Raw genomic sequence first — 25069 nt, forward strand, 5'->3', positions numbered from 1 at the left:
ATGCCAGGGATCATAGCAGGCGCGCAGACGGAATTGAGGCCGGTCGGGTTCGGCGAGATGGATGGGCGCGTGCCTTTCCTGCTCGCGCGGCTCAGCCTGGTGACACTGGTCGAATTCATCGTCTTTGGCGCCTGGTTCGCGACACTGGGCCTGGTGCTCGCGAGCAACGGGCTCGATAGCATCATCGGCCCCGCCTATCTGATCAGCGCGATCGCGGCGATCCTGTCGCCCCTGTTCCTGGGGGCGCTGGGCGATCGCTATCTGGCGCCGCGCAACGTTCTGGCCATTGCCCATGCCGTGGGCGCGGTGCTTCTGGCGCTGCTACCGCATGCAATAGAGTCGCATAACGCCACGCTGACGCTGGCGCTGATCTTCGTCTATATGTGCAGCTTTCAGCCGACGCTGGGCCTCATCAATTCGATCTCGCTGACGCTGCTGGGCGAAAACCAGAAGCATTTCCCTTATGTCCGGCTGTTCGGGCCGCTCGGCTGGGTCGTGGCGGGACTGGCGATCGGCTGGCTGGGCCTGTCGGCTTCGACCGGCCTTTTCTATTTCGCGGCGATCTTTGCGGTAATCACCGCCATGTCCGCCTTCACCCTGCCGCGCACGCCACCACCGGCCAAAGGCGCACGCTTCTCTCTGGGCGACCTGATCGGCGTCAAGGCGTTGGTGCTGTTCCGCAACCGCACCTTTGCCGTGCTGATGATCTGCACCTTGCTCACCTCGATCTCGCTGGGCGTCTATAACAGTTTCGCGTCGCCCTATCTGGCGGTGCTGGGCATCGACAATGTCGCCGGCGTGCTGGCGCTGGGGCCGATTTCCGAAGTCGTCTTCATCGGCACCATTCCATGGGTTCTGGCGCGCATCGGCATGAAATGGGCGCTGTTCTTCGGCATGCTGATGTGGAGCGTGCGCTTTGCGCTGCTGCTTTTCGCGGCAAAGGGCGGCATGCCCTATGCGATCGGCGCGGTGGCGCTGCATGGCATATGCAACGATTATTTCATTGTCGTCGCCGCCATGTTAATCGCCCGCATCGCCCCGGCCGAACTTGCCGCGCAGGCGCAGGGCTGGCTGATCCTGATGGTGTCGGGCTTTGGCGCGGCGATCGGTTCGGCCGGTTCCGGCGTCATCTACGGCGCGTATGTCATTCCCGCTATGGCCAGCCATGGTGCGTCCGCCTGGTCCCCCATGTGGGTCGGGCCGATCGGCATGGCGATCGTCACCTGCCTGCTGTGGTTGGCATTGTACCGACCGGAACAGCCGAAGCCCGCATGACGGAACGACCCTCCATCCTTCTTCGACAGGATCATAGGCATGTTTGATAATTATCTGATCCGCGCCGACAGTTTGCGCAATGACGTCATCGACGGCGAGATCGTCGGTTTCCAGATGGCGGTGCGCATCGCCAATTATCGCGGCGTCTATCTGTCGCTGCACACCGGCTATTTTCTGGAAGTCGACGGCACGCTCTACCCGCGCGAGGCGCAGAGTTTCGAGGTGAACGGCAAGCCGCCGCGCGGCTTTGATGAGATCAAGGCCGCCGTCCGAGAACATTGGGACTATGACGACGAAGCGATCCTGCACATCCGTGCGCCCGGCGGACTGTCCGCGGGCGCGCATGTCGTGCGTTTCCAGCAATGCGTGATCGCCGCCTATGGCTATCTGCCGACCGACGAAGCCTGGGTGAAGGAACCGCCGACGCCAGGCACCGGCGCAGGATCGGACAAGACACCGCAGATCATCACCTATCATCTGACACTCACCGAAACGGCGGAGGCCTGACATGAAGACCGGTGTTTCGCTCTACAGCTATCAGCAGTCGCATTTCTTCAAGGAACTGACGCTGGAGGACCAGATCCGCGAGGTCAGTGAAAATCTGCCCGGCGCCGACGGGATCGAGATCGTTGACGAAATGTCGCTGCGCTACCCCGATCCAGGCGACGCATTCGTGGTGCAATGGTTCGATTGGATGGAGCGTTACGGCACGGTGCCTGTGTCCATGGACGTGTCCTTCGACGTATTGCAGTTCCGCGATCATGTGATGGATCATGACGAGGTGGCGGAACGGCTGCGCCACGATATCCGGCTGGCGCATCGGCTCGGCTTTGCCAATGTCCGCGTGCTTTCCACCTGTCCGCTGGACGTGATGGTGAAGGCGTTGCCGGAGATCGAGCGGCTGGGCATGCGGCTGGGCAAGGAAGTGCATCAGCCCATGGCGCTGGAAGGGCAGCAGGTCACCGAGATCATCGACTATGCCGAAAAACATAGCATCAACGCGATCGGCATCGTGCCCGACTTTGGCATTTACGGTTTCCGTCCGAGCGAAGTGCTGCTCGCCCAATATGAGCGGCGCGGCGCACAGCCGGAGGCGAGCGCGGCCTCGGTCGAACTTTCCGCGCTGCTGCGCGCAGGGCAGGGGCCGTTCGACTTTGCCGATATTGCCAAGCAGACCGCCGGCAATCTGCGCAGCGAATACAAGCGATTCCTGACCAGCGGCGAGGCCATTACGGCGCTCAAGGGACCGTTCGAGGCGCTGCGTGCCTTCGCCGACGCCCGCGTGCCGCAGGCCAGCGAGCTCGACTATATCGTCGTTGCCGAAGCGATCATGCAATCGCACACATCCTTCGATACGCTGCGCCAGCTGGTGCCGCATGTCGTCAGCTGTCATGGCAAGTTCAACAATATGTCGGAAATTCCCGGCCGGTCCGGCGAATATCAGGACATGGCGATCGATTATGAAGGCACGATCAAGGCGCTGAAGGATGGCGGCTATACCGGCTATATCAACACCGAATATGAAGGGCAGCGCTATTCGCAGGACCGCAGCCGGGCGGAGATGATGGACGAAGTGGAACAGGTCCGCCGCCATCACGAAATGCTGAACCGCCTGATCGCGGCCTGATCGCATGAGCCATGCCGCCCGCCTGATCGCTTATGTCGGTTCCTATGGCTGCGCACCCGGCGCCACGGGCGGAGGCGTCTATGCGCTCGCCGTCGCGGCGGATGGCAGCGACCTGCGCCTGCTGTCGCGGGTCGAGGAGCGGAAGGAGGCGGGCTATCTGGTCTATGCGCCGGAGACGCGGACGCTTTATGCCGTGGACGAGCGCAAGACAGATGGGCGCGGCCCGGTCGATCCGCCCGCCGCCGTCCATGCTTTTGTGGTAGAGGGCGACGGTGCCCTGCGCTTTCTGAACAGTCAGAATGCGCCGGGGCCACGCCCGACCTTCCTCGACTATCATGCGGGCAGCCGATCGCTGGTCTGCGCCAATCATGGCGACTTTCAGCATGTCGAGAAGGTCGTGCGCCTGCCCGATGGCGGTTGGGGCACGGACTATGTCTATGACGATTCCACCCTGCTGCTCTATGGGCTGGAGGTGGACGGACGCATCGGCGCGCTGCGCGATGTCCATGTCTTCGATGGCCATGGTCAGGATCCTAATTTCTCGCCACAAAATGGCGGCCATGCGCAGGCCAGTCCCCACGCTCATTGCGCGGTGATCGATCCGTCGGGCCACCATGTCATCGTCTGCGACAAGGGTACCGACCGTATCCACAGTTTCCGCTTCGGCGACAGGCTGGAGCCGGCCGCGACCTTGCAGATGGCCCCGGAAACCGGGCCGCGCCATATCGCCTTCGACGCGACGGGCGGACACGCCTTCGCCACGCTGGAGTTCGCGTCGGAACTGGCAGCCTTGCGCTTCGATGCGGAGACGGGGGCTTTCACGCTGGTCGATCGGATGTCGACGGTCGCAAGCGACCCCGGCCGTGTCAACGAACCCGCCGATGTCCGCATCCATCGGCGGAGCGGCTGCATCTATGTCAACAATCGCGGCGAGGACAGTCTTGCCTGGTTCGCCTTCGACGGAGAGAAACTCAGCCGGCGCGGCGCCGTGCCGCTCGCGCCGTCGATCCATCCGGGACTCGCCGCGCGCAGTTTCGCCTTCGATCCGTCGGGCACGTTTCTGCTGGTAGCCGATCGCCCGGCGCATCTCGTGCGGGCCTACGGCGTCGATGCGACGACGGGTGATCTGTCGCCGCTGACGGATTTCGCGCTGCCCGATCCCGCCTTTATCGCCTTCGTCGAACTCGATGGAGCGCAACAGTCTGCAGGAGACATTGGATGACCACCGTTTCCGGCCAGCCCCCTCGAGTCGCGATCCTGGGCGCCGGCATGATCGGCGAAGTCCACCGGCGCGCTGCCCTGCTCGCCGGCGCGGAGCTCGTCGGCGTGATGGCATCCTCGCCCGAGCGTTCGGCCGAGGCCGCTACCAAATGGGGCGTGCAGGCGATCGGCTCACTCGATGATCTCGCTGCGCTCGAGCTGGACATGGTCCATGTCTGCAGCCCCAACAATCTGCATGCCGCCCATGTCGAGGCGGCAGTCGCCGCCGGCGCGCATGTGATCTGCGAAAAGCCGCTGGCCGTGGACACGCAGGAGGCGCTGCGCCTGCACGCGCTGGCCGCCGATGCAGGCAGGGTCGCGGCCGTGCCCTTCGTTTACCGCTTCCACCCCCTGATACGCGAAATCCGCGCGCGGCGTGAGGCTGGGGAGTTCGGCGCGTGGCAGCTTCTGCACGGCAGCTATCTGCAGGACTGGCTGCTCTCGCCACAGGCGACGAGTTGGCGCCTGGATTCGGGCGCGGGCGGTCCTTCGCGAGCGTTTGCCGATATCGGATCGCACTGGTGCGACCTCATGGAGTTCGTGACGGGTGAACGGATCGTGTCGGTCATGGCGGCCATGACCATCACCGTGCCGGAACGCCCGGCCGCTTCGCAGCGCAGCTTTTCCGGTGGCGACGCCGCGGGGCCGCTGGCCAAGGTCGATACCGAGGATGCCGCCACGATCCTCTTCCGCACCCAACGCGGCGTACTGGGCAGTGCGGTGATCTCGCAGGTGTCGGCGGGTCGCAAGAACCGGCTTTGGTTCGAGTTTGACGGCGCCAGCAAATCGGCCGTGTTCGATCAGGAAACGCCCGAGACAGTCTGGCTGGGCAGTGAGGACTCGATCGAAATCCTGCACCGCAGTCCGGGGCAGGGGGCGACCGATGCCCGTCGCCTCTCCAGTCTGCCGTCCGGCCATGCGCAGGGTTATGCCCAATGTTTCGAGAATTTCGTGGCGGACAGCTATGCCGCCGTCCGGGGCGAAGGGCCGGCGGGCCTGCCGACCTTCGCCGACGGCCTGCGATCGGCGCGGATCATCGATGCAGTCATCGCGTCGGCGCAAAGTAGCGCATGGGTCGATGTGCCTGCCGAACCGCAGAACTGACGGACGAGAAGGAGTATCATCATGTCGAAAGCCGCGCTTCCCGTCACGCTGTTCACCGGCCAGTGGGTCGATCTGGCTTTGGAAGAGGTCGCCCGCCTGGCCGCCGAATGGGGCTATGACGGGCTGGAAGTCGCCTGTTCGGGGGAGCATCTCGACATATGGCGCGCGGCGGAGGATGACGCATATCTCGCCGATCGGCGCGCAATCCTCGATCGCCATGGCCTGAAACTCTACGCCATCTCCAATCATCTGACCGGACAGGCGATTTGCGATGATCCGATCGACTTCCGTCATCAGGCGATCGTGCGCCCGAAAGTGTGGGGCGATGGCGACGCCGAAGGCGTGCGCCAGCGGGCCGCCGAGGAGATGAAGCTGACCGCCAAGGTCGCGCGCAGGCTGGACGTCGATACGGTGGTAGGCTTTACCGGGTCGAAAATCTGGCCCTATGTCGCGATGTTCCCGCCGGTGCCCGATGCGGTGATCGAGGCTGGGTTCGAGGATTTCGGGAACCGCTGGAACCCGATCCTCGATGTCTTCGACGGCGAGGGCGTGCGCTACGCGCATGAAGTGCATCCGGGCGAAATCGCCTATGATTATTGGTCCAGTGTGCGGACGCTGGAGGCATTGGGCCATCGCAAGGCATTCGGGTTCAACTGGGACCCCTCGCACATGATGTGGCAGAATATCGATCCGGTAGGGTTCATCTGGGACTTTCAGGACCGCATCTATCATGTCGATTGCAAGGATACGCGGCTGCGTCCGCGCAATGGTCGCGCCGGTGTGATGGGGTCGCATCTGCCCTGGGGCGATCCGCGCCGGGGCTGGGACTTCGTGTCGACCGGCCATGGCGATGTGCCATGGGAGGATAGTTTCCGGGCGCTGCGCGCGATTGGCTATGCTGGGCCGATCTCGATCGAGTGGGAAGATGCCGGCATGGACAGGTTGCATGGCGCGAAGGAAGCGGTCGGCTTTGTCCGCTCGCTGCTGTGGGATTTGCCTGGTGTCCGCTTCGACGCGGCGTTCGCGAAAAATCAGGAATAAGACGACCGCCTTTCAGGTGAAAGTCTTGGCGCCTCGCGATCTGCACGCCGTGGGGCGCCGCCCATCAGGTCGATTGTGCCAGTGTCGCGGTCAGTTTTTTCAGGAACAGTGCCTGCGGCTCAGACGGCGCATGGCGTTTCAGCGATATGACCCCGATCTGCCGTTTGGCATCGGGGAAATCGGATTGGATTACGGCCAGCCGCGTCCTCAGTGCTCGCCGCTGCCGCGCCGAGTAGGTCAGCAGGCCGATCGCATCGCTTTCCAGCACCATCCGCTCGGCGAGCGGAAAGGTCACCATCTCGCAAATCTGGAGCGGCGGCGTCATGCCATGTTCCAGCAGCACCGCCTCGAAATATTGCCGTGTCGGGGTGCCGTGCGGGCCAACGATCCAGCTATGATCGACCAGTTGTTCCAGGCTGACCGGGCCTTGGGCCAGGGCATGGCCGGGATGCGCGACGATCGTCAGATATTCGTCGAGGAGCGGCCGTTCGGCGAGCGTGGCGGACGCGTCGCCCCCACGCAACGGCCCGATGATGAAGTCGATTTCCCCGCGCCGCAACGCGTCTGTCAGGGCTGCGTAGCTGCCGGTCACGCCCTGCAACCGGACATGCGGATGATCGCGCAGTATGTGCGCGAACACTTGGACGATGACGTCCTGCTCGGAAAAGGGAAGCAGGCCGACAGCGATGCGCCCGGTCATCTCGCCGGTAAGCGCGCCCAGCATTTCGGGGATGCGGTCGGCATCATGGCGCAACTGGTCGCGCAGCCGACGCAGGATTGCGGCGGAGGGCGTTGCCTCCATGCCCGCCGCATTGCGGGTGAAGAGAGCATGGCCGACGGCTGCATTCGCCTGGGCCAGCGTCCGACTGATCGTCGGCTGCGATATGCCAAGTCGCGCGGCGGCGCCCCAAGCGCTGCCGCTCGTGCATACGGCATCGACGGCATCAAGCAGGAACCAGTTCAGATGATAGCCAAGGTCGGTGCCGCGCGTCCCGGGCGGTTGCAGTTCTCTCTGCGCTGCTGTGATCGCCGTCATCATGCGCCGCGCATGGGCGATCACGATGGCGCCGGCCGATGTCGGCTCGGTCCCGTTCCAGCCGCGCTGGAACAGCCTATGGCCCAGATGCCGCTCGGCTTCCGCCACTTGCCGCGACAGGCTGCTCTGACTGAGGTTGAGCTGCTGACTAGCGCGCGCCAGGCTCGCCTGCTCGGCGATCGCGACGATCGTGCGCAACTGCTTGATGGGTAGGGTGGGGCGGTCGCTTGCCATGGGTTTCCGGTCATTTTCACCATTATACCTATTCTGCAAGGATAGTTTTGCAAATTGCATAACCCGACTGCCGGCCCGGACGTTAGATGTATGCGATGCACTAGCTATGGCGATGCGATCTGGCTCGCCTGCGCATGGGAGAGGTCATGCAGGATAAATATCTGGATGCCGTCATCGTGGGACGGCGTCATCTGACGGACAGGATATCGGAATTTCTCATTGGTGCGGCCAATGGTGTTGCCTTGCCGCTGGCCGAGGCCGGCAGCCATGTCGAGATGCGCTTTGGTGGCGCGCAGGGACGTTTCCTGCGCCATTATTCGGTGGTCGGCCCGCTGTCGCCCGATCAGCCATCCGAACCCTTCTGGCGCATCGCCGTGCAGCGGGAGGATCGCGCGCGCGGCTCCGCCTTCATTCATGACAATTTGATCGTCGGATCGCAGGTCCGGGTTTCGCGTCCGCTCAACGCCTTCCGCCTGTCACGCCATCGGCCGCATCACCTGCTGGTCGCGGGCGGCATCGGCATCACACCGATCTTCGCCATGGCCCGGTCGCTGCTGACCCGGCACGAAAATTTCTCCGCCTTCTACGCCGGCATGGATCGCGCTGCCATGGCTTATGCCGATGAACTGGAGGCGCTGTGCGGCAATCGGTTGACGCTGCACGAGTCTCGCACGGCCGGCCTGCCGGATCTGGACAGACTGCTCGCTGCGCAGCCTCAAGGCACGCAGGCCTATGTCTGCGGCCCGCCCGCCATGATCGATGCCCTGGTCGCCGCCGCCGCGCGGCGCGGCTGGGACCCCGCGCGCATCCGCTTCGAGGTTTTCAACGCCGCGCATAAGCCGGAGGATACCGCCTTCGATGTGAAGCTGAAGGACGGCGCGACCATCCCGGTCGGCGCCGGCACGACGATCCTCGACGCGCTGGAAGCGGCCGGACTCGAAACCTTTGCCGACTGCCGCCGGGGCGAATGCGGCCTGTGCACCACCGACGTTATCGGCTGCGACGGCGTGCTTGATCATCGCGACCATTTCTTCAGCGACGCGGACCATGAGGCCGGGCGGCAGGTGACGATCTGCTGCTCGCGCATCACTGGCCGCGTGCTGGAACTCGACATCTGACATTGCAGGGAAAGGACAGGCACCATGGTCACGACCGCATCGCCGCAGCAGAAAGAACATGACATCTTCGCCGCCATGGCGCCACATGACGCAGGCTCCTTCGCGAACAACCGCACGCCTTTGATCCGCAACTGCTGGTATGCCGCTGGCCGCGCGAGCGAGATTTGTCGCACGCCGCTAGCCCGCAAATTCCTGGGCGTCGACGTGGTGCTCTATCGAACCGAGAACGGCGATCCTGTCGCGATGCGCAATCGCTGCCCGCACCGTTCCTTTCCGCTGGCGCGCGGCAAGTTGGTCGGCGACCGACTTGTGTGCGGCTATCATGGCATGGAATTCGGTTCGGACGGCGTATGCGCGCACATGCCCGCGCTGCCGCATGTGCCTGCGACCGCGTCGGTCAAGACCTTCCCGATCGTCGATCGCGGGCCGCTGACCTGGATCTGGATGGGGTCCCCGGACCTGGCTGACGAAGCGCTGATTCCCGATACTTTCTGGCTCAGCGATCCGGCTTGGGGGACCGTCTCGGGCGATTTCCACATCAAGTCCGACTATGTCGCGATGCATGAAAATCTGATCGACCAGACCCATTTCCCGTTCCTGCATCCCGATACGGTCGGAACGCCGGAATATGCCCGGTCCAAGCTCACCGCCTCGACCGAGAATAACCAGGTCGTGATCCGTCGCGAGTTGCGCAACGCGCCGCCGCCGGGCGTTTATGGCAAGCCCGCCAACATCATGCACAAGCTGGTCGACCGCACGTCGGAAGCACGTTTCGTGTCCCCTGCGCTGCACACTGCGTATGCCCGCGTCAGCGTGGTTGATCCCGATCCGGGTGAACCCAGCCTCTATCGCTACAACATTACCCATGTCTTCACGCCGGAAACGAACGACTCCATCCATTATTGGTGGTTCAACTCGCGCGACTATCTGCCCGGTGATGCCGCCATCGACCGGTTCATGCTGGAAGCCCACACCCAGGCCTATTCGGAGGATGTGGAAGCGCTGGAATGGATCAACGAAGTGGTCCGCACCGATGGCGAGGAACAGTTCGACCTGAGTTTCGCGCCCGACAAGCCCGGCCTGATGGCGCGACGTGTCATGTATCGTCTCGCCATGGCCGAACAGGGCTGAGACGATCGGCGCTGGCCTCTCCGCAACGGCCGGCGCCTCCGCATTTTGATCAGATTTCGACAGGACTAGACATGGCCACCATTATCGGCGCGATCGCCAGTTCGCATACGCCGACCATCGGCTTCGCGCTTGACGCCAACAAGCAGGAGGATCCGGCCTGGAAGCCGATCTTTGACGCCTATCTCCCGATCCGCACATGGCTCGAAGATAAGCGGCCCGACGTGCTGCTGATGATCTATAATGATCACATCACCTCTTTCTTCTTTGACCATTATTCTGCCTTCTGCCTCGGGGTGGATGATAGCTATCGGGTGGCAGACGAGGGCGGAGGCCCGCGCCCGATGCCTGCGATCGGCGGCCATGCGGCGCTCTCCCGCCATATCGTCCAGTCGCTGATGACGGACGAGTTCGATATGAGCACCTTCCGCAACAAGGGGCTGGACCATGGCATTTTCTCGCCACTGTCCGTGCTCATGGAGAATGACGGGCAGCGTTGGCCAACAAAGATCGTGCCGCTGCAGGTGGGCGTGCTGCAATTCCCGATCCCGTCTGCGCTGCGCTGTTACAAGCTGGGGCAGGCGCTGCGCCGTGCGATCGAAAGCTATCCTGAGGATATTAAGGTTGCGATCGTCGCCACTGGCGGCTTGTCGCATCAGGTCCACGGGGAGCGCTGTGGTTTCAACAACACACCTTGGGACGCGGAGTTTCTCGATCTGCTGGAGAAGGACCCGATAGCTTTGACCCGCCTGACCCATGCCGATTATGCCCGGCTCGGCGGGATGGAGGGCTCCGAAGTAATCATGTGGCTGGTGATGCGCGGCGCGCTCTCGGCGAGCGTGCGCAAGATCCACCAGAGCTATTATCTGCCGTCCATGTGCGCGATCGCGACCGCCATTTACGAGAATGAGGCCGCGCCGATGACAGAAAGCGATGCGGCGCATCATCTCCATATGATGGGTTCGCAGTTGGCGGGTATCAGCCGACTGGAGGGGACTTATCCCTATACGCTCGATCGCAGTGCGCGCGGCTGGAAGGTCAACAAGTTCCTCCACTCGCTCATCGATGCCGGCCATCGTGCCACATTCCGGGCCGACGAGGATGGGACATTGGCCGCCGCCGATCTTAGCGACGAGGAGCGTCGCCTGATACGCAACCGTGACTGGCGCGGGCTTATTCACTATGGCGCCATCTTCTTCCTCTTGGAAAAGCTGGCCGCGTTGAGCGGTGTGCCCAATCCGGCGATCTATGCCGCAATGCGCGGGCAATCGCTCGAAGAGTTTCAGAAGACCCGCAATCAGCAGGTCAGCTACGGGGTCGCTGCGCCAGCCGGCAACTGAAGACTATCGCAATCCAAAACAAAACAGTCCGGGGCCAACGGGTAGCGCGGCCTCGGAGAGGAGAAAATATATGGAAGACCCCCGCGCGATCATCGCGCGCGAGCCGATGCACTATCGTCAGGTGCTCACGGTCGCGACCGCGACGGCGCTCAATGCGCTCGACGGTTTCGATGTCCTTTCGATCAGTTTTGCCTCGCCCGGCATCGCGCATGACTGGGGCATTACCCGGGCGGCGCTGGGTGTCGTGCTGTCGATGGAACTGATCGGCATGGGTATCGGCGCCTTTCTGCTCGGCAATCTGGCCGACCGGATTGGACGTCGTCCCACGATCCTGACCTGTCTCGTCATCATGGGCAGCGGCATGGGGCTGGCTTCGATCGCCGGTAATGTCATGATGCTCTCGCTGTTCCGCCTGTTCACCGGGCTAGGCATTGGCGGCATGCTGGCAGCCACGGGCGCGATCGTCGCGGAATGTTCCAATGCCCGCCGTCGCAACCTGGCAGTGGCGATCATGGCCGGGGGCTATCCGGTCGGCGCGATCGTGGGCGGCAGCATCGCCTCGCTATTGCTGGCATGGACCGGGCGGTGGCAGTCGGTCTTCGAGTTCGGCGCGCTCGTGACGCTCTGCTTCATTCCGCTGGTGTTGCGGCTGGTGCCGGAAACCATCGCCTTCCTGTTTCACAGGCGGCCGGCGAATGCGCTGGAACGGATCAACCGCACCATGGTGCGGCAGGGGCGCGCACCCTTGGCGGAATTGCCCCCCCCCGATCCGCAAGTGGCGGGACCGGGCATCGCCCAACTCTTCAACCCGGACGTCCGCGCGCTCACCATCCTGCTGACCCTGGTCTATTTCGGCCACATGCTGAGCTTCTACTTCTTCGTGAAGTGGATTCCCAAGATTATCGTCGACATGGGCTTCGCCGCTGGGGCGGCGGGCGGCGTGTTGGTGTGGGCCAATGTTGGCGGAATGCTGGGATCGCTCGGCATCAGCCTGCTCAGCCAGCGGTTCAGCGTGCGTCGGCTGGTGGCGATTGCCATGTTCGGTGGCGCGGTAGCGATTTGCGTCTTTGGCGCATGGCCGCGCACCCTGTCCGAATTGTCGATCATGGCGTGTATCGGCGGCGTCTTCACCAATGGCGCGACGGCGGGGCTCTATGCGGTGATCGCCCAATCCTTCCCGGCGCGGCTGCGCGCGGGCGGAACCGGGCTGGTGATCGGGATAGGGCGGGCTGGCGCTGCACTTGGGCCGGTGCTCGCCGGCCTGCTGTTCACGGCCGGCTGGTCGCTGGGGCCGGTTGCCCTGATGCTCGCCTGCGGCACGCTGATCGCCGGGATCATCCTGCTGACCCTTAACTATCGCGAAAGCGCCATCGCCTGAACCGCGCCGCACGAGCGGTTGATCCAAGTCGGAACCATCAAGACCCGGCTGCGGCCAGCCGGGATCGGGAGACTATTGCCATGTCTTATCAAGATCGCCGTGCGCTGATGGCGGCGGTATCGCTGCTCTGCGTGACAATGCCCTGCAGTGCGTTCGCCCAGGTCGGCCCTGCACCGGTACCCGCCGCACCGCCGGTGCCCGAACCGGTGCCCGGTGGCATTCCGGCGACATCGGGTGTGCCGCAGAGCCTGCGATGGACCGAGGATTGGGGCATTGCGGCCGACCCTGCCTATCGCCGTGACAATCCGCTGGAACGCCTGCGCAACCTGCCGATCTCCGATCCGGATATTCGCCTCTCGATCGGCGGAGAGATGCGCTATTATTATCAGAGCTGGACGCACCAGAATCTGGGCGCCAGCGCAAATGACGCCAACCACAATCTAGGCCAGCGGCTGCGGCTCGTCACGGAATTGCGCGTGACGCCCTTTCTGCGCATCTTCAGTGAACTTGGCCACAACAAGGAATATGACGCGACAACGGCTACGCCGCCCAATCGCGACAAGCTGGAATTTCAGCAGATATTCGCGGACATCACCGTGCCGCTCGGCGATCAGGCGCTTTTCACGCTCCGGCCGGGCCGGTTTGAAATGCCGCTGGGCAATGGCAAGCTGGTGGGGTTGCGCGATGGGACCAATGTGCGCTTCACCTATCAGGGTGTGCGGGGCACCTTCATCCTCAAGAACCGCCTGCGGATCGACGCTTTCGCGGTGCGGCCGATGCAGTTGCTAGCCGGCTCCTTCGACGACAAGGCCAATCCTGATCGCCATTTCAACGGCGTGACAGTCTCCGCCGCCAAGGGACTGCCGCTGCCCGACACCCAAATCGACGTCTATCATTATGACGTCTTCAACAAGGTCGCGAAATTCGCCCTGCTGACAGGCGAGGAACATCGTGAAAGCTGGGGCATGCGCATCGGCGGCAAGAGCGGCGCCTGGGACTATGATGCGGAAGGGACGTTCCAGACGGGCCATTTCGCCGGCGATCGCATCCGCGCCTGGGGCTTCAACAGTGATCTGGGCTACAGTCTGCCGCCCACGACGCCGCTGCGCCCGCGCGTCGGTCTCCGCTTCGATGCGTTCAGCGGCGACGGCAAGCCCAATAACGGCACCCTGGGCACCTTCGCGCCGCCTGCGCCGCGCCTGCCCCTGTTCGGCGACGCGGGCTATCTCAATTTCTCCAACATCATCGATCTCTATCCGAACCTGACCGTCAAGCCGGCCAAGGCGCTGACGCTGGTCGCGGGACCGGAATTTTTCTGGCGCGAAACGAAGGAGGACGCGACCTATGCCGGGCCAACCAACTATCCCGGCGTGCGGCCGGTCGGGTCGTCCTATGTGGGGACCGGCTATAATTTCCAGGCCGACTGGATCGTCACGAAAAATCTTAGCTACCGCTTCTTCTTTACCCGCTGGATCGCGAGCGAGGCGTTCAAGGCCGGCGGGGGTAAGAGCAGCGATTATGTCGGTATCTGGCAGCAGATCCGCTTCTAATGCATTTCCTCCTTGGAGCAGATCAGGGGGGCAGCGTTGGCACATTTCAATCAGCGCTTTAGATGCTGCCTTAAGATCGATCCATGAAATCGATACAGGGTGCGTCGCGCATTTTTTATCGGGCGAGCAAGAGCGGCTAATTATTTCAGCCAATGCAAAATTGTACTTGGCCCGGTTTGAAGAAATGATAGCGACAATCGAACCGTGATGCACGACGGTAGCGTTGCGCCCATCGTTGCAGTTCGACAGCGATATTCTAATCCCGGGAACGGAAACGCAAATCGGACCGGCGCAGGGACTTCGACGACCGGCGCTTGGCAAAGCCGACCCTTTGCGGCCATTTGGCAGCCAATTTTCGGTTCCCAAGTGCGGCCCGTCCGCTTTGCCGATCGGGACCTTAGAGACTGGCCGGTAGGCGAATGACCGCTTCGAATGTGGAATGGAGGGATAGCTGACGTTCACAGCGCGGCAGTTTGCGACCAGGCCTGGCCGTTCAGATCAGCCACCGCGAACGTCTGGTCCTGACAAAAGCTGCCGATAGACTAGGCATCGCGGCATCCCCGACCTTCGTCGTCCGCAGCATTCGAGCTTCCCTCAGCGCGAACTCGAACGGCGAGACCGATAAGAAAGGCTATAGACACAGCGGGCGCATGTCATTCGGGATACCCTCCTCGCGCACGCTTGGTCTCCCACTTTCGCCGAATGCGGTCTTTGGACCGAATTCGCTTCGACCTTGAGTGCCCACCTGTGGCATCAGATGCTAGGGCAAATTGAGTGTGCTAATGTTGCACGATGGGGAGGGGCAATGGCGCAGATCCGCCATATCGCGATCGAGAATTTTCGCTGTATTGAGAAGTTGGATTGGCACCCGTGCGCGGGTGTTAATTGCCTGATCGGGCCAGGCGACGCTGGTAAATCATCGATTCTCGATGCCATAGACCTCTGCCTCGGCGCTCGTCGGACCGTTCAATTCACCGACGCCGACTTTCATGGCCTCGATGTCACGGCGCCCGTAGTAATCACGATCACCATCGGTGACCTCTCCGATGCGCTGAAGAGTATGGACACCTATGGTGCCTACGTTCGCAGCTTTGATCCAACGACGAAAACGATTGATGACGAGCCCGAGGCCGGAAAAGAGACGGTGCTCTCGGTTCGCTTGCAAATTGGCAGCGATCTCGACCCGGTCTGGTCGCTCGTGTCAGACAGAGCGAAGGCGCAGGGCCTCGCGCGAAATCTAACGTGGGGCGATCGCGTACGTTTGTCGCCAACCCGCATAGGTGTGTTGGCCGATAGTAACCTCGCGTGGCGCCGCGGCTCTGTTCTCAACCGTCTGACCGACGAGAAGGCTGACACGTCAGCCGCCTTGGCTAGCGCAGCTCGTGATGCAAGAAGGGCGTTCGGCGATCTGGCCGATGCTCAGCTTGGCGAAACGCTCAAGATCGTGGCGGAAACAGCGCGTGAGCTTGGAATCCCGGCCGGTGACAAGCTCAAAGCCATGCTCGATGCGCACTCGGTCTCGTTCAGCGGCGGCACGATCGCACTGCATGGTGATGACGGCGTACCGCTCCGCGCTCTCGGCGTTGGATCGACCCGTTTGCTAGTAGCGGGCCTTCAGCGGAAGGCCGCCAAGGAATCGAGCGTTCTTCTCATCGACGAACTCGAGCATGGGCTAGAGCCGCACCGCATCATCCGCCTGCTAGGATCGATCGGTGCGAAGGAAATGCCCCCACCCATCCAGGCATTTCTCACAACCCATTCGCCTGTCGCGCTGCGCGAACTCCGCGGTGATCAGCTGTGGGTCGTGCGGAAGCTTGCCGGCGTCCACAAGCTTGATCTCGTCGGCACGACCGATCCGATCCAAGGAACTATCCGGTCTCAGCCGGAGGCGTTTCTGTCGCGTTCGGTCGTCGTTTGCGAAGGAGCGAGCGAAGTCGGGCTGATGCGTGGGCTCGATCTACACTTCGTTGCGAGTGGCCGCGTATCGCTGAACGCGTTGGGGGCCGTACTGGTCGACGCGGGTGGCGTGAACAAGATCTATGGGCGCGCGAACGTAATCCGCGGTCTCGGTTATCGGTGTGCCGTACTGCGGGATGACGACGTCCTGCCCGACAACGCCCAGGAAGCGCTTTTCACCTTCAACAGCGGTACGCTGTTCAAATGGAATGCCAACTATGCGCTTGAGCACGCGTTGTTCTATCTGGTCAGTGATGCAGCCGTGCATCGACTTCTTGCGCGGGCCGAAGAGCTCCACGAAACTGATCTGATCGAGGCTCATATCAAGGGCGCTTCCGGCGGCACGCTTACCCTCGCGGACTGTCGTGGGACCATGACGCCCCAGATACGCGAGACACTCGCGAAAGCCGCCAAGTCCAACAAGAACCCTTGGTTTAAGACTGTCAGTGCGATGGAGGACGTTGCCCGAGACATCGTCGGACCCGATCTGCAAAATGCCCACGCCGATCTCCGCAATGTCGTCGAGGCCCTTTTCGGTTGGTGCGCGAGTGCCTGACGTCGATCTCCTTGCGATCGATCGTGGAACCGTCACGGCCCCAGCCGGCTGTGGCAAGACCCACCTCATATCCGTGGCGCTGACACGCCATGTCGCACCAAAGCCGATCCTGGTTCTTACCCACACAAACGCAGGGGTTGCCGCCCTTCGCTCGCGGCTCGACAAGGCGGGCGTGGAACCATCGCACTACCGGCTGACGACGATCGACGGCTGGTGCATGCGGCTGCTGACGATGTTTCCAAAACGAGGTGCCTGTGATCCGGCAATCCTCACCGTATCAAACCCGAGGTCTCACTATCCACAGATCCGTCGCGCCGCCGCCGTGCTGCTTCGGGATGGTCACATCGCTGACGTCTTGGCCGCAACCTACGATCGGATGATCGTCGATGAGTATCAAGACTGTTCAGAAATCCAGCATGCCATTGTGTGGTTCGCCGCCCAGAGTTTGCGCACCTGCGTGCTGGGTGACCCTATGCAGGCGATCTTCGGCTTTCAAGGCAACGCCTTGGCCGATTGGGATCAACACGTCTGCGTGCAGTTTCCCCTCGCAGCAGAACTCGCGCATCCCTGGCGATGGGTGAACGCAGGCGAAACGGCCTTCGGTGAATATCTCCTCGATGTGCGGCGGGCCTTGATCGCCGGTCAGGCGATAGAACTTTCGTCCGCTCCCGTCAGAAACGTCAGCTGGGTTCACCTCGACGGCACCGAGGACCATCAGCGACGTCTGCGGGCGGGCGCGGTCGCGGCGGCGCACAACGAAAAGGTTCTGATCATCGCGGATTCCAGAAACCCGACGGGTCAACGCCAATTTGCGAGTCAGATCCATGGCGCCGTAACGGTTGAGAATGTCGACATGCGCGATTTAGTCACCTTTGGCGAAGGCCTCGACCTAGCATCACCCGAGACCCTGCAACACGTCGCCAGCTTTGCGGCTATCGTTATGACCAACACCGGCGCGAACAACCTTGTGGGTCGCGTCGCGACATTGAAGGCGGGGCGAGAGCGCCGACCGGCGTCACCCGCAGAAGCCGCCGCGGTCAGGCTTGTGGAAGCTCCGACCTATGGTGCGATTGCTGACGTCCTTGTCGAAATCGGCCAGGAACAAGGCGTCCGCCCGCACCGGCCGGCTATATTCCGCGGTGCAATGAGGATGCTGAGGAGCTGTGCGGACTGTCCCGACCTCTCGCCGGCCGATGCGGCGGTGCAGGAGCGGGAGCGCTCGCGCCTCATCGGGCGTCCGCTCGCAAAACGAACGGTTGGCAGCACACTGCTTCTCAAGGGTCTCGAAGCGGACACTGCGGTCATTCTCGATCCCGGCGACATGGATCGGCGCCATCTTTACGTTGCCATGACCCGCGGCGCGAAGAAGCTGGTCATCTGCTCGCGAACATCCCGACTCACACCGGTGTAAGTGGGGGAGCGATCATGGCGTGTCTTTCCCGCCGCGCAGCCTCGCTTAACGAGCGTCAGCTATCCCGAGATTGGTAACCAAAAGCCGGCGGTCCGTAATCGACCGCGCTGCAGTCGCTGTGCTTGGCCGGTCGGGCAACCGCTAGTGTCGGGTATTGGCGAAGGACCTGCCGTTAAGAACTCCGCGAACGAACGACAGGTGAGTCCCAAAGCGCGGTGAAGTGGCCCCTCGCGGGAGGCGAGGAGCCAACCGGTCAGATTTCGGTATTCTCCGCAAGGGCAAGCGCGTCTTCCACGTCGATCCCGAGATAGCGCACTGTGTTCTCGATCTTGCTATGACCGAGAAGGATCTGGACGGCACGAAGGTTACCGGTCGCCCTGTAGATGATCGATGCCTTCGTTCGGCGAAGGGAGTGCGTGCCATAGTCGCTTCGCATCAGACCAACCCCTGTCACCCATTCATCGACGAGCCGGGCGTACTGGCGGGTGCTGAGATGCCCATTATGATCAACCCGGCTGGGAAAGACATAGTCGTCGACCGTGCCGCCCCGCCGCTCAAGCCAAGCCAGCAGGCTGCCCCGGGTGTCTGAGAGCAGTTCGAACTGAACAGGCCGACCTGTTTTCTGCTGCATCACGATCGCACGCGTTCGGATCTGCCCGCCGCTGACGATGTCGCCGATCTTCATCTGCACGAGGTCGCAGCCCCGAAGCTTGCTGTCGATCGCCAAGTCAAATAGCGCCCGATCTCGCAAGCGGCGGTGCTGATTGAGGTAGAATCGGATCTCCCAAATTTGCTTCGGTTTCAGCGCGCGCTTCGCACCGACGGTTCGTCCGGCATTCCAGACTTGGCGCTTTGTGGCGGTGGGTTCGGTTTCAGGCATCTCCATGATCATTCTCCGATGGCCAGAGTGGCCGTCCGAAGAACGCTCTGGCGCCTGATAAGCATGATTACCTCGAGGCACCAGCCGACCAACTCTTGCCGTTCGGATGCCGATGCAGGAAGGTCAGCTTACGCCGGAACAGGTCATTCCAGTTGGCCCCGACCAGCAGCTCTGGCAATTAGCTCTTCTGAATGATGGTGTTGGTACGAGGGCCGGACGATCGGCCTTTGCAGCGTCCGACAATCATTTGGCATCGATTAACGTAATATGCAAAGGGCACGGGACGGAATGCGGGACGAAACCGGAGATATGATGCAGGGTCTGGAAACATCCGGTGACCGATTGGTAATGAGCCTCATTCAACGTCATATAGGTGCAACACGCGCTGAATTGACGAAAGCATCATCCTTCACGCAACAATCAGTGTCGCGTATCATCGACCGCCTTGCAAAACGCGACCTCATCAGGATCGGCGAGATTGTCCGCAACGGTCGGGGCCAGCCCAGCCCGATCATCAACCTCAATCCGGATGCCGCATTCTCGCTTGGCTTGTCGATCATGGCGGATGGTGTGAAGCTGGTCGCCATAAACCTGTGCGGTGAGGTGATCTGCGAGAGCGCGATCGGCGTTGAATCTCCAAGTCCTTGCGATGTGCTGGAAATGGCCAGCAGCTTCATTGCCAGTTTGGCTGAACAAGGGCATGCGCTGACTGCGCTGGCCGGGTTGGGAATCGGGATTACGGGCTATTTCGTCGTTGACGGCAGTCAGGTCAATCCGCCCGCCCTGGATGATTGGGCATTCGTCGAAATAGGCCGCGTGTTCAAGGATGCGCTCGGTATCCCTGTGTGGGTGGAAAATGATGGTACGGCCGCCGCAGTGGGAGAATCCTTGCTCGGCTATGGTCGTGAAGTCGATGACTTTGCCTATTTGCACTTTGCTGCCGGCTTCGGCGGAGGTCTGATCCGCAATGGGGGAGCGGTTCGCGGCGTCAGCGGCAACGCCGGTGAATTCGGTGGCATGCTGCCGCCCGATTATGTCTCCCCATCGCTGGGCAAATTGATGCAGATCGTCAAGGCCGAGGCGGGAATATCCTATCCGACCTTGCAGGCGTTTCTGGACGCTTTCGATCCATCATGGGCTGGGGTCTCGACCTGGCTCCAGGAAGCGGAACGCTCGCTCACCCTGATCGTCAACGGCATCGGGTCTGCGGTGGACCCGGGCATGATTATCCTTGGCGGACGACTACCAGAAGTGTTGGCCAGCGCGTTGATCGAGCGGTTGCACTTCTATCCCGCAGAACGGCGAGGCTTTCGCCGTCCATCTCCACCGCTTCGGTTCGCCGCATCCCCGTGCGATCCAGTCGCTGTCGGGGCAGCGATGCTCCCGTTCCAAGCTGTATTTTTTTGACATCACTGCTTCAATACTGCGGCTTGATTCGGCTCGCAATGCTAAGGAGCGCCCGCGCCAAACAATGGTAGGCCTTCATCTCTATATAAAATATTGTTTGATTTCATTATATTAAAATAGAGTTTTTCTTTATCACACCAAATGTGTGGAAATGTCATATATTCTACACTTTGGGTGTGGATATGCCGCTGCCAACAGGACAAAGATGCAGGGGCTTCTCCAGATGAAACAGGGATCAAACAGGCGAAACTATTGGGCTGCGGGCCTGATCGCCATCGCTACGGCTTCGGCTGCACAGGCTCAGGTCACACCTCAGCCGGGTGAGACCGGATTGCCGGATAATGTGGAGGCGAAGGGGAATGACGGCGATATCGTCGTCACGGGCGAACGCTATGTGAATCGTGCCGCCATTCAGGCCAAACGCGCCAATCCGCGGATCGCGGACGTCGTGTCCGCGTCCGAGGTCGGCTCGCTGCCCGATTTCGGTTTCGGCGAAGCCATGCGGCGCATCCCCGGCATCTCTCTGGTTCAGAACAATCAGCGGGGCGAAGATCAGTTCGTCGGCATTCGAGGGCTTAACTCGGCCTATACGCTCGTCGTCCGTGATGGTATTGCCCTGCCTTCGACCGAGGTGGGACGCCGCAGCGTGTCGCTTGACGTGCTGCCCTCCACCATTGCCAGCCAGATCACGGTTACCAAATCGTTGACACCCGACATGGACGGCAATGCCATCGGTGGCCAGATCAACTATCGCACGCCCAGCGCCTTCGATCATGATCGCCTGTTCGGTTCGATCCGGGTGGATTATGGCGATTATCAAAATGGTCGCCGTTACAGCAACCGCACGCCGTCCGGCAAAATCGATGCATTGCTAACCACCCGCTTCGGCAATGAAGACCAGTTCGGCCTGGTCGTCGGGGGCAGTTATTTCCGCCGAGACTCTTCGTCGACGGATCCGACCGCTGCCTCCTACGGCTATTATGATGCCGCTGGCGCGCGCCTCGCGCTCAATTCGCCCAGCATCGCCAGCGCCAATGCCGGACCGTTGCGGCGCGACTATTATGTCTACGACAATCTGCGCGACCGCCTCGGCTTGTTCGGGAAGCTGGAATTCAACAACCACAACGGCATTGCCGCCACCATCTCGGCAGCTCAGTTCACGCACAAGAATGACGAGGACCGCAACGACAATGTCCTGGCGGCATCGGGCAATCTTACGAATGTGACAGCAACGAGCGGCACGGCCCAGTCCGGCACCGGCACGGTGCAATATGACAGATATTTCCAGCGACGCCAGATCCGCTATGTCACCGGCACGCTCGATCTCCAGCCGACCGAGCGCGACGAGATCAATTTTCGCGCCAGTTATGGCGTGGGAAGGTTCAGCAGCGCCAATGTGGAAAGCATCTACACAGGCGGCAGCGCCTCGAGCCTGTTCGGCTATGACTATAGCTACAACCAATCGGATTTTCCGATATTGGCGCCGCGCAATGCTGCCGCGACCGACCCGTCCCGCTATCGGCAGACGCTTTACGGCTATGGCCTGAATCGCAACATTGAAAAGGCGACGACCGTGGGCCTGGACTACGGACATAATATGTCCGCGCAGGACCAGGGGCTGGGCTTCAAGGCGGGCACCCAATTCCGGCTGCTTGACCGGAATTACGATCACACCGAAAGCTATTATCAGCCGGTCTCCACGGCGCTTGCGCCGCTATTGAGCACGCAGATCCGCGGCAACAGCTTCTCGCCCTTCATCGATCCGGCCTATACGATGATGCTGGTCGATCAGAACGCTGCGGAAGCCTATTTTCAGGCCAACAAGGGGAATTACGCCCTGCTCGCTGCCACGGCGGACAACAATATCAGCGGTAATTACGGCGTGAAGGAGAACGTCTATTCCGGCTATTTCATGACGACATGGCGGGGCGACCGGCTGCGCATGACCGCCGGCTTGCGCTATGAACTGACCGATTTCAAAAGTTCATCCTATACGCGATCGGCTTACACCACACCCGCGCAATATGCTCTGGCCCAGCGCAGCAGCAGCTATGGCAATCTGCTGCCGTCGTTCAACGCCAGCTATGACGTTACCGGCAATGTGAAGCTCAGGGCGGCCTATGCACGCGCCATCGGGCGTCCCGATTATGATGACCTCGCTACGCCCGCTACGATCACCCGCACGCCGATGGGCTTTTCGGTCGCCAGGGGCAATGCCGATCTCAAGGCCCGTCTGGCCGACAATTATGATCTTTCGTTCGAATGGTATTTCGCCAGCGACAGCATCTTCTCGGCCGCGCTGTTTCGAAAGGATATCGCCAATGAAATCTTCCGGTCTGTGTCGGAAGATACGCTCGACATCGGCGGCGTTCCCACCCTTGTTACCGTGAGCCAGGCGCGTAACCTCGACAAGGCGCGTGTGGAAGGACTGGAACTGGGCCTCGTGGTGTCGAGCCTCGGCTCGCTGTCTTCGCCGCTCAGGGGGCTGGGTTTCTCGACCAACGTCACGCTGCTCAAGACCAATCCCACCAGCATTCTCATGAACAACGGCACCTATCGCCAGCTTAATTCCCTGCTGGAGCAGGCCGATACCGTGTTCAACGCCAGCCTGTTCTACAGCATTGGCCGGTTCAGCGCGAAGGCGGCCTATAACTACACCGGCCGTCAGCTTGCGGTGGTCGGCACGGACTTTGCCGCCAACGACCGTTATCTAGGCGCTGCGAACATCGTGGACCTCCAGGCTTCCTATCGCGTGAGGAAGAATCTCACATTCATGGTCACCGCGAAGAATGTCGGAAACGATCGTCCCACACGCTATTTCGGCCCCGGCGGTGCCGTGACCCGCGATGTGATCGACAATGGCCGGTCATTCTTCGCCGGCGCATCCTACAAATTCTGACGAAAGCACAAGATATGCGCAAATCCCTTTTCGCGGTATCCGTCATTGCCGCCGCCCTGTCGATCGGCCAGCCCGCGCTGGCCCATCGCTCGGATGACATCTGGACAGCACTGATGGCTCCGCCCGGCGCCCGATCCTTCGTTGTCGCGCACCGCGGCGCCCATGTAGAGGTGCCGGAAAACTCGGCCGCCGCCATTCGCCGCGCGATTGAACTTGGCGTCGACATTGTCGAGATTGATGTCCGCTTTACCCGGGACAATGTCGCCATTCTGATGCATGATCCGAAGATTGACCGGACGACGAACGGCCACGGCGAAGTGGAAAGCATGACGTTCGCGGAAATCGAACGGTTGCGCCTGCTCGGTCCCGATGGCAAGCCGACGGCCTATCGGGTGCCGACGCTGAAATCCGTGCTGCGGATCGCGCGGGACAAGATCGTGGTCGATCTTCACCTCAAGGTCGATCGCGCTCCTGAGGTGGCGGCGATTCTGCGGCAGGCGGGCATCCGCCATGCCCTTTTCTATGCCGACGATGCGCCGTGGCTTGATAATATGCAGGCGCAATGGCGTGGCGGCGAAACAGTGCGGCTGGCCCAGTCTCGCGAAGAACTGGATTATTATCTGAAGCAGGCCAGCCCGCATTTCGTTCACCTGACACCGGCCTATCTTTCGCGCGAGTTGATTGAAGGGCTGGATCGGCGTGGGGTGAGAGGCATGGTCAACGTCATTGGCGGTCCCGATCGCGCGGCGGCGGCGGATCGCGGTGCAAGCTATGATGCTTTCATCAACAGCGGAGTCAGCATCATCCAGACCGACCGGCCAAAAGACCTTATCGAGCGCATGACCGAACTTGGCCGTCACAGGATGATCCGTTAATATGACTGGACCGATCGCCACCACTTCCCGCCGGCTATGGGCCATTGCCCTTGTCACATCGCTCTGCATCGGGACGGGCGCGGCAGACCGCGCGCTTGCGCAAAGTCCCCGGCAACGGCTGGCGAACGCTGAAAGCGGCGCCATGGTAGTTGCCCATCGCGGCTGCCATCGCTCAGGCGTGAAGCATGGATTGCCGGGCGCGCCGGAAAATTCTCTGCTTGCGCTCGACCATTGCATCGCCATGGGAATCGACGTCATGGAAACCGATGTCCGTCGCACCCGCGACGGCTATCTCGTCATCATGCACGATGCGACGGTCGACCGGACCACGGACGGCACCGGCAAGGTCGCTGACATGACGCTTGCCGAGATCAGGCGATTGCACCTGCGCGACGGCATGGGCGGCGCGGCTGCGGCGGTGACCGCCCAGCAGGTGCCGACCCTTGCCGACATGTTGTCCCATGGACAGGGCCGCATCCTGTTCAACCTGGATATACAGGAAGCGATCTATGGCGAAGCGATCGACGAAGCTTTGCGCCTGGGCGCGGCGAACGATGCCATCCTGAAAACGAGGGCCGGGTCAGGCTCCCCGCCGCTGGCGGCCATCTCCCCTTATGATCGCGTGCCGTTCATGCCCATATTGTCGAAAGTCAGCGGAACTCCGTCCGAGATGGTGGCGCTCGCCCGGCAACAGCTTGCGGGCGGCCGCCGTCCCGTTGCCTTCGGCACGCCCCGGCTCGACGGCGTTTCCCTTGCGGCGCTGCGAAACGAGGCACGCAAGGCGGGCGTAAGGCTCTGGACGAACACGTTGGGCGATGGCGATGCCCAAGCCATGAGCGATCCGGACCGCATCTGGGGCCGCCTGCTCAGCGATGGTTTCTCGATGATCCAGACCGACGCACCGGAAATGCTCAAGGAATTTATCGCGCGCCAGCATTCAGGCGAGGCGTCACATCGCTGACGCATATCGGCGCTAGCGAGCCCGCGTGCGCCG

Annotated in this window: 19 protein-coding genes; 17 read left to right on the forward strand and 2 right to left on the reverse strand. The window is 61.8% G+C overall.

Annotated elements, in window-relative coordinates; all coding sequences use genetic code 11:
* Genes F4U95_RS16200 through F4U95_RS16225 form a run of 6 tightly spaced genes read left to right on the forward strand, consistent with a single transcriptional unit; the run spans position 1 to position 6307 of the window.
* Entirely contained in the window at positions 1–1275 is a 1275-nt protein-coding gene (locus tag F4U95_RS16200; RefSeq protein ID WP_150426400.1) for an MFS transporter, read from the forward strand.
* Between the two features lie 39 nt (positions 1276–1314).
* Positions 1315–1782, forward strand: coding sequence for a C-glycoside deglycosidase beta subunit domain-containing protein (locus F4U95_RS16205; RefSeq protein ID WP_150426401.1), 468 nt, complete (start codon positions 1315–1317; stop codon positions 1780–1782).
* Between the two features lies 1 nt (position 1783).
* Positions 1784–2902: a xylose isomerase gene (locus F4U95_RS16210; RefSeq protein ID WP_150426402.1), complete on the forward strand. Its 1119-nt coding sequence runs from the start codon at positions 1784–1786 to the stop codon at positions 2900–2902.
* 4 nt (positions 2903–2906) lie between these two features.
* Positions 2907–4124, forward strand: coding sequence for a lactonase family protein (locus F4U95_RS16215; RefSeq protein WP_150426403.1), 1218 nt, complete (start codon positions 2907–2909; stop codon positions 4122–4124).
* Positions 4121–5266 (forward strand): Gfo/Idh/MocA family protein, encoded by a 1146-nt coding sequence (locus F4U95_RS16220; protein WP_150426404.1) that lies wholly within the window; start codon positions 4121–4123, stop codon positions 5264–5266. Before F4U95_RS16215 ends, F4U95_RS16220 begins: the two co-directional genes overlap by 4 nt.
* 21 nt (positions 5267–5287) lie before the next feature.
* Positions 5288–6307, forward strand: coding sequence for a sugar phosphate isomerase/epimerase family protein (locus F4U95_RS16225; RefSeq protein ID WP_150426405.1), 1020 nt, complete (start codon positions 5288–5290; stop codon positions 6305–6307).
* A 64-nt stretch (positions 6308–6371) separates the two neighbouring features.
* On the opposite strand, the gene F4U95_RS16230 is transcribed toward F4U95_RS16225, so the two are convergent.
* On the reverse strand, positions 6372–7577 hold the full coding sequence (locus F4U95_RS16230) for a LysR family transcriptional regulator (RefSeq protein ID WP_161600401.1): 1206 nt from the start codon (positions 7575–7577) through the stop codon (positions 6372–6374).
* Between the two features lie 146 nt (positions 7578–7723).
* Between F4U95_RS16230 and F4U95_RS16235 the strand changes: the two genes are divergently transcribed.
* The 7 genes from F4U95_RS16235 (at position 7724) to F4U95_RS16265 (ending at position 18014) form a co-directional block, all read left to right on the forward strand.
* Complete coding sequence (locus F4U95_RS16235) at positions 7724–8695, forward strand: PDR/VanB family oxidoreductase (RefSeq protein ID WP_021225605.1); 972 nt, start codon at positions 7724–7726, stop codon at positions 8693–8695.
* A gap of 24 nt (positions 8696–8719) precedes the next feature.
* Positions 8720–9826: a Rieske 2Fe-2S domain-containing protein gene (locus tag F4U95_RS16240; protein WP_021225604.1), complete on the forward strand. Its 1107-nt coding sequence runs from the start codon at positions 8720–8722 to the stop codon at positions 9824–9826.
* A gap of 71 nt (positions 9827–9897) precedes the next feature.
* Positions 9898–11163, forward strand: a complete 1266-nt coding sequence (locus F4U95_RS16245) for a gallate dioxygenase (protein ID WP_021225603.1) — start codon at positions 9898–9900, stop codon at positions 11161–11163.
* 70 nt (positions 11164–11233) lie between these two features.
* Positions 11234–12541, forward strand: coding sequence for an MFS transporter (locus F4U95_RS16250; protein ID WP_150426407.1), 1308 nt, complete (start codon positions 11234–11236; stop codon positions 12539–12541).
* 80 nt (positions 12542–12621) lie between these two features.
* Positions 12622–14091 (forward strand): alginate export family protein, encoded by a 1470-nt coding sequence (locus tag F4U95_RS16255; protein ID WP_150426408.1) that lies wholly within the window; start codon positions 12622–12624, stop codon positions 14089–14091.
* 805 nt (positions 14092–14896) lie between these two features.
* Positions 14897–16603: an ATP-dependent nuclease gene (locus F4U95_RS16260; protein WP_150426409.1), complete on the forward strand. Its 1707-nt coding sequence runs from the start codon at positions 14897–14899 to the stop codon at positions 16601–16603.
* Positions 16596–18014 (forward strand): UvrD-helicase domain-containing protein, encoded by a 1419-nt coding sequence (locus F4U95_RS16265; protein WP_211364000.1) that lies wholly within the window; start codon positions 16596–16598, stop codon positions 18012–18014. The genes F4U95_RS16260 and F4U95_RS16265 overlap by 8 nt, the downstream gene beginning before the upstream one ends.
* 253 nt (positions 18015–18267) lie before the next feature.
* Here F4U95_RS16265 and F4U95_RS16270 read toward each other — a convergent pair whose 3' ends face one another.
* A complete protein-coding gene (locus F4U95_RS16270) occupies positions 18268–18900 on the reverse strand; it encodes a tyrosine-type recombinase/integrase (protein ID WP_150426410.1) in 633 nt (210 codons plus the stop codon).
* 282 nt (positions 18901–19182) lie between these two features.
* Between F4U95_RS16270 and F4U95_RS16275 the strand changes: the two genes are divergently transcribed.
* From F4U95_RS16275 to F4U95_RS16290, 4 genes are all read left to right on the forward strand, one after another.
* On the forward strand, positions 19183–20301 hold the full coding sequence (locus F4U95_RS16275; protein ID WP_161600402.1) for an ROK family transcriptional regulator: 1119 nt from the start codon (positions 19183–19185) through the stop codon (positions 20299–20301).
* A 223-nt stretch (positions 20302–20524) separates the two neighbouring features.
* A complete protein-coding gene (locus tag F4U95_RS16280; RefSeq protein ID WP_161600403.1) occupies positions 20525–23200 on the forward strand; it encodes a TonB-dependent receptor in 2676 nt (891 codons plus the stop codon).
* 14 nt (positions 23201–23214) lie between these two features.
* Positions 23215–24075, forward strand: coding sequence for a glycerophosphodiester phosphodiesterase family protein (locus F4U95_RS16285; protein WP_073977048.1), 861 nt, complete (start codon positions 23215–23217; stop codon positions 24073–24075).
* 1 nt (position 24076) lies between these two features.
* Positions 24077–25036, forward strand: coding sequence for a glycerophosphodiester phosphodiesterase family protein (locus F4U95_RS16290; protein WP_081096414.1), 960 nt, complete (start codon positions 24077–24079; stop codon positions 25034–25036).
* The last annotated feature ends 33 nt before the right edge of the window (positions 25037–25069 follow it).

The organism is Sphingobium limneticum, assembly GCF_008710165.1.
Lineage (GTDB): Bacteria > Pseudomonadota > Alphaproteobacteria > Sphingomonadales > Sphingomonadaceae > Sphingobium > Sphingobium limneticum.

Bases quoted from the DNA above. Each gene is read 5' to 3' on its own strand.
- F4U95_RS16230 (WP_161600401.1), bottom strand. From the start codon at position 7,577: ATGGCAAGCGACCGCCCCACCCTACCCATCAAGCAGTTGCGCACGATC.
- F4U95_RS16260 (WP_150426409.1), top strand. From the start codon at position 14,897: ATGGCGCAGATCCGCCATATCGCGATCGAGAATTTTCGCTGTATTGAG.
- F4U95_RS16235 (WP_021225605.1), top strand. From the start codon at position 7,724: ATGCAGGATAAATATCTGGATGCCGTCATCGTGGGACGGCGTCATCTG.
- F4U95_RS16215 (WP_150426403.1), top strand. From the start codon at position 2,907: ATGAGCCATGCCGCCCGCCTGATCGCTTATGTCGGTTCCTATGGCTGC.
- F4U95_RS16290 (WP_081096414.1), top strand. From the start codon at position 24,077: ATGACTGGACCGATCGCCACCACTTCCCGCCGGCTATGGGCCATTGCC.
- F4U95_RS16210 (WP_150426402.1), top strand. From the start codon at position 1,784: ATGAAGACCGGTGTTTCGCTCTACAGCTATCAGCAGTCGCATTTCTTC.
- F4U95_RS16245 (WP_021225603.1), top strand. From the start codon at position 9,898: ATGGCCACCATTATCGGCGCGATCGCCAGTTCGCATACGCCGACCATC.
- F4U95_RS16250 (WP_150426407.1), top strand. From the start codon at position 11,234: ATGGAAGACCCCCGCGCGATCATCGCGCGCGAGCCGATGCACTATCGT.
- F4U95_RS16285 (WP_073977048.1), top strand. From the start codon at position 23,215: ATGCGCAAATCCCTTTTCGCGGTATCCGTCATTGCCGCCGCCCTGTCG.
- F4U95_RS16220 (WP_150426404.1), top strand. From the start codon at position 4,121: ATGACCACCGTTTCCGGCCAGCCCCCTCGAGTCGCGATCCTGGGCGCC.
- F4U95_RS16225 (WP_150426405.1), top strand. From the start codon at position 5,288: ATGTCGAAAGCCGCGCTTCCCGTCACGCTGTTCACCGGCCAGTGGGTC.
- F4U95_RS16240 (WP_021225604.1), top strand. From the start codon at position 8,720: ATGGTCACGACCGCATCGCCGCAGCAGAAAGAACATGACATCTTCGCC.
- F4U95_RS16275 (WP_161600402.1), top strand. From the start codon at position 19,183: ATGCGGGACGAAACCGGAGATATGATGCAGGGTCTGGAAACATCCGGT.
- F4U95_RS16205 (WP_150426401.1), top strand. From the start codon at position 1,315: ATGTTTGATAATTATCTGATCCGCGCCGACAGTTTGCGCAATGACGTC.
- F4U95_RS16255 (WP_150426408.1), top strand. From the start codon at position 12,622: ATGTCTTATCAAGATCGCCGTGCGCTGATGGCGGCGGTATCGCTGCTC.
- F4U95_RS16280 (WP_161600403.1), top strand. From the start codon at position 20,525: ATGAAACAGGGATCAAACAGGCGAAACTATTGGGCTGCGGGCCTGATC.
- F4U95_RS16270 (WP_150426410.1), bottom strand. From the start codon at position 18,900: ATGGAGATGCCTGAAACCGAACCCACCGCCACAAAGCGCCAAGTCTGG.
- F4U95_RS16200 (WP_150426400.1), top strand. From the start codon at position 1: ATGCCAGGGATCATAGCAGGCGCGCAGACGGAATTGAGGCCGGTCGGG.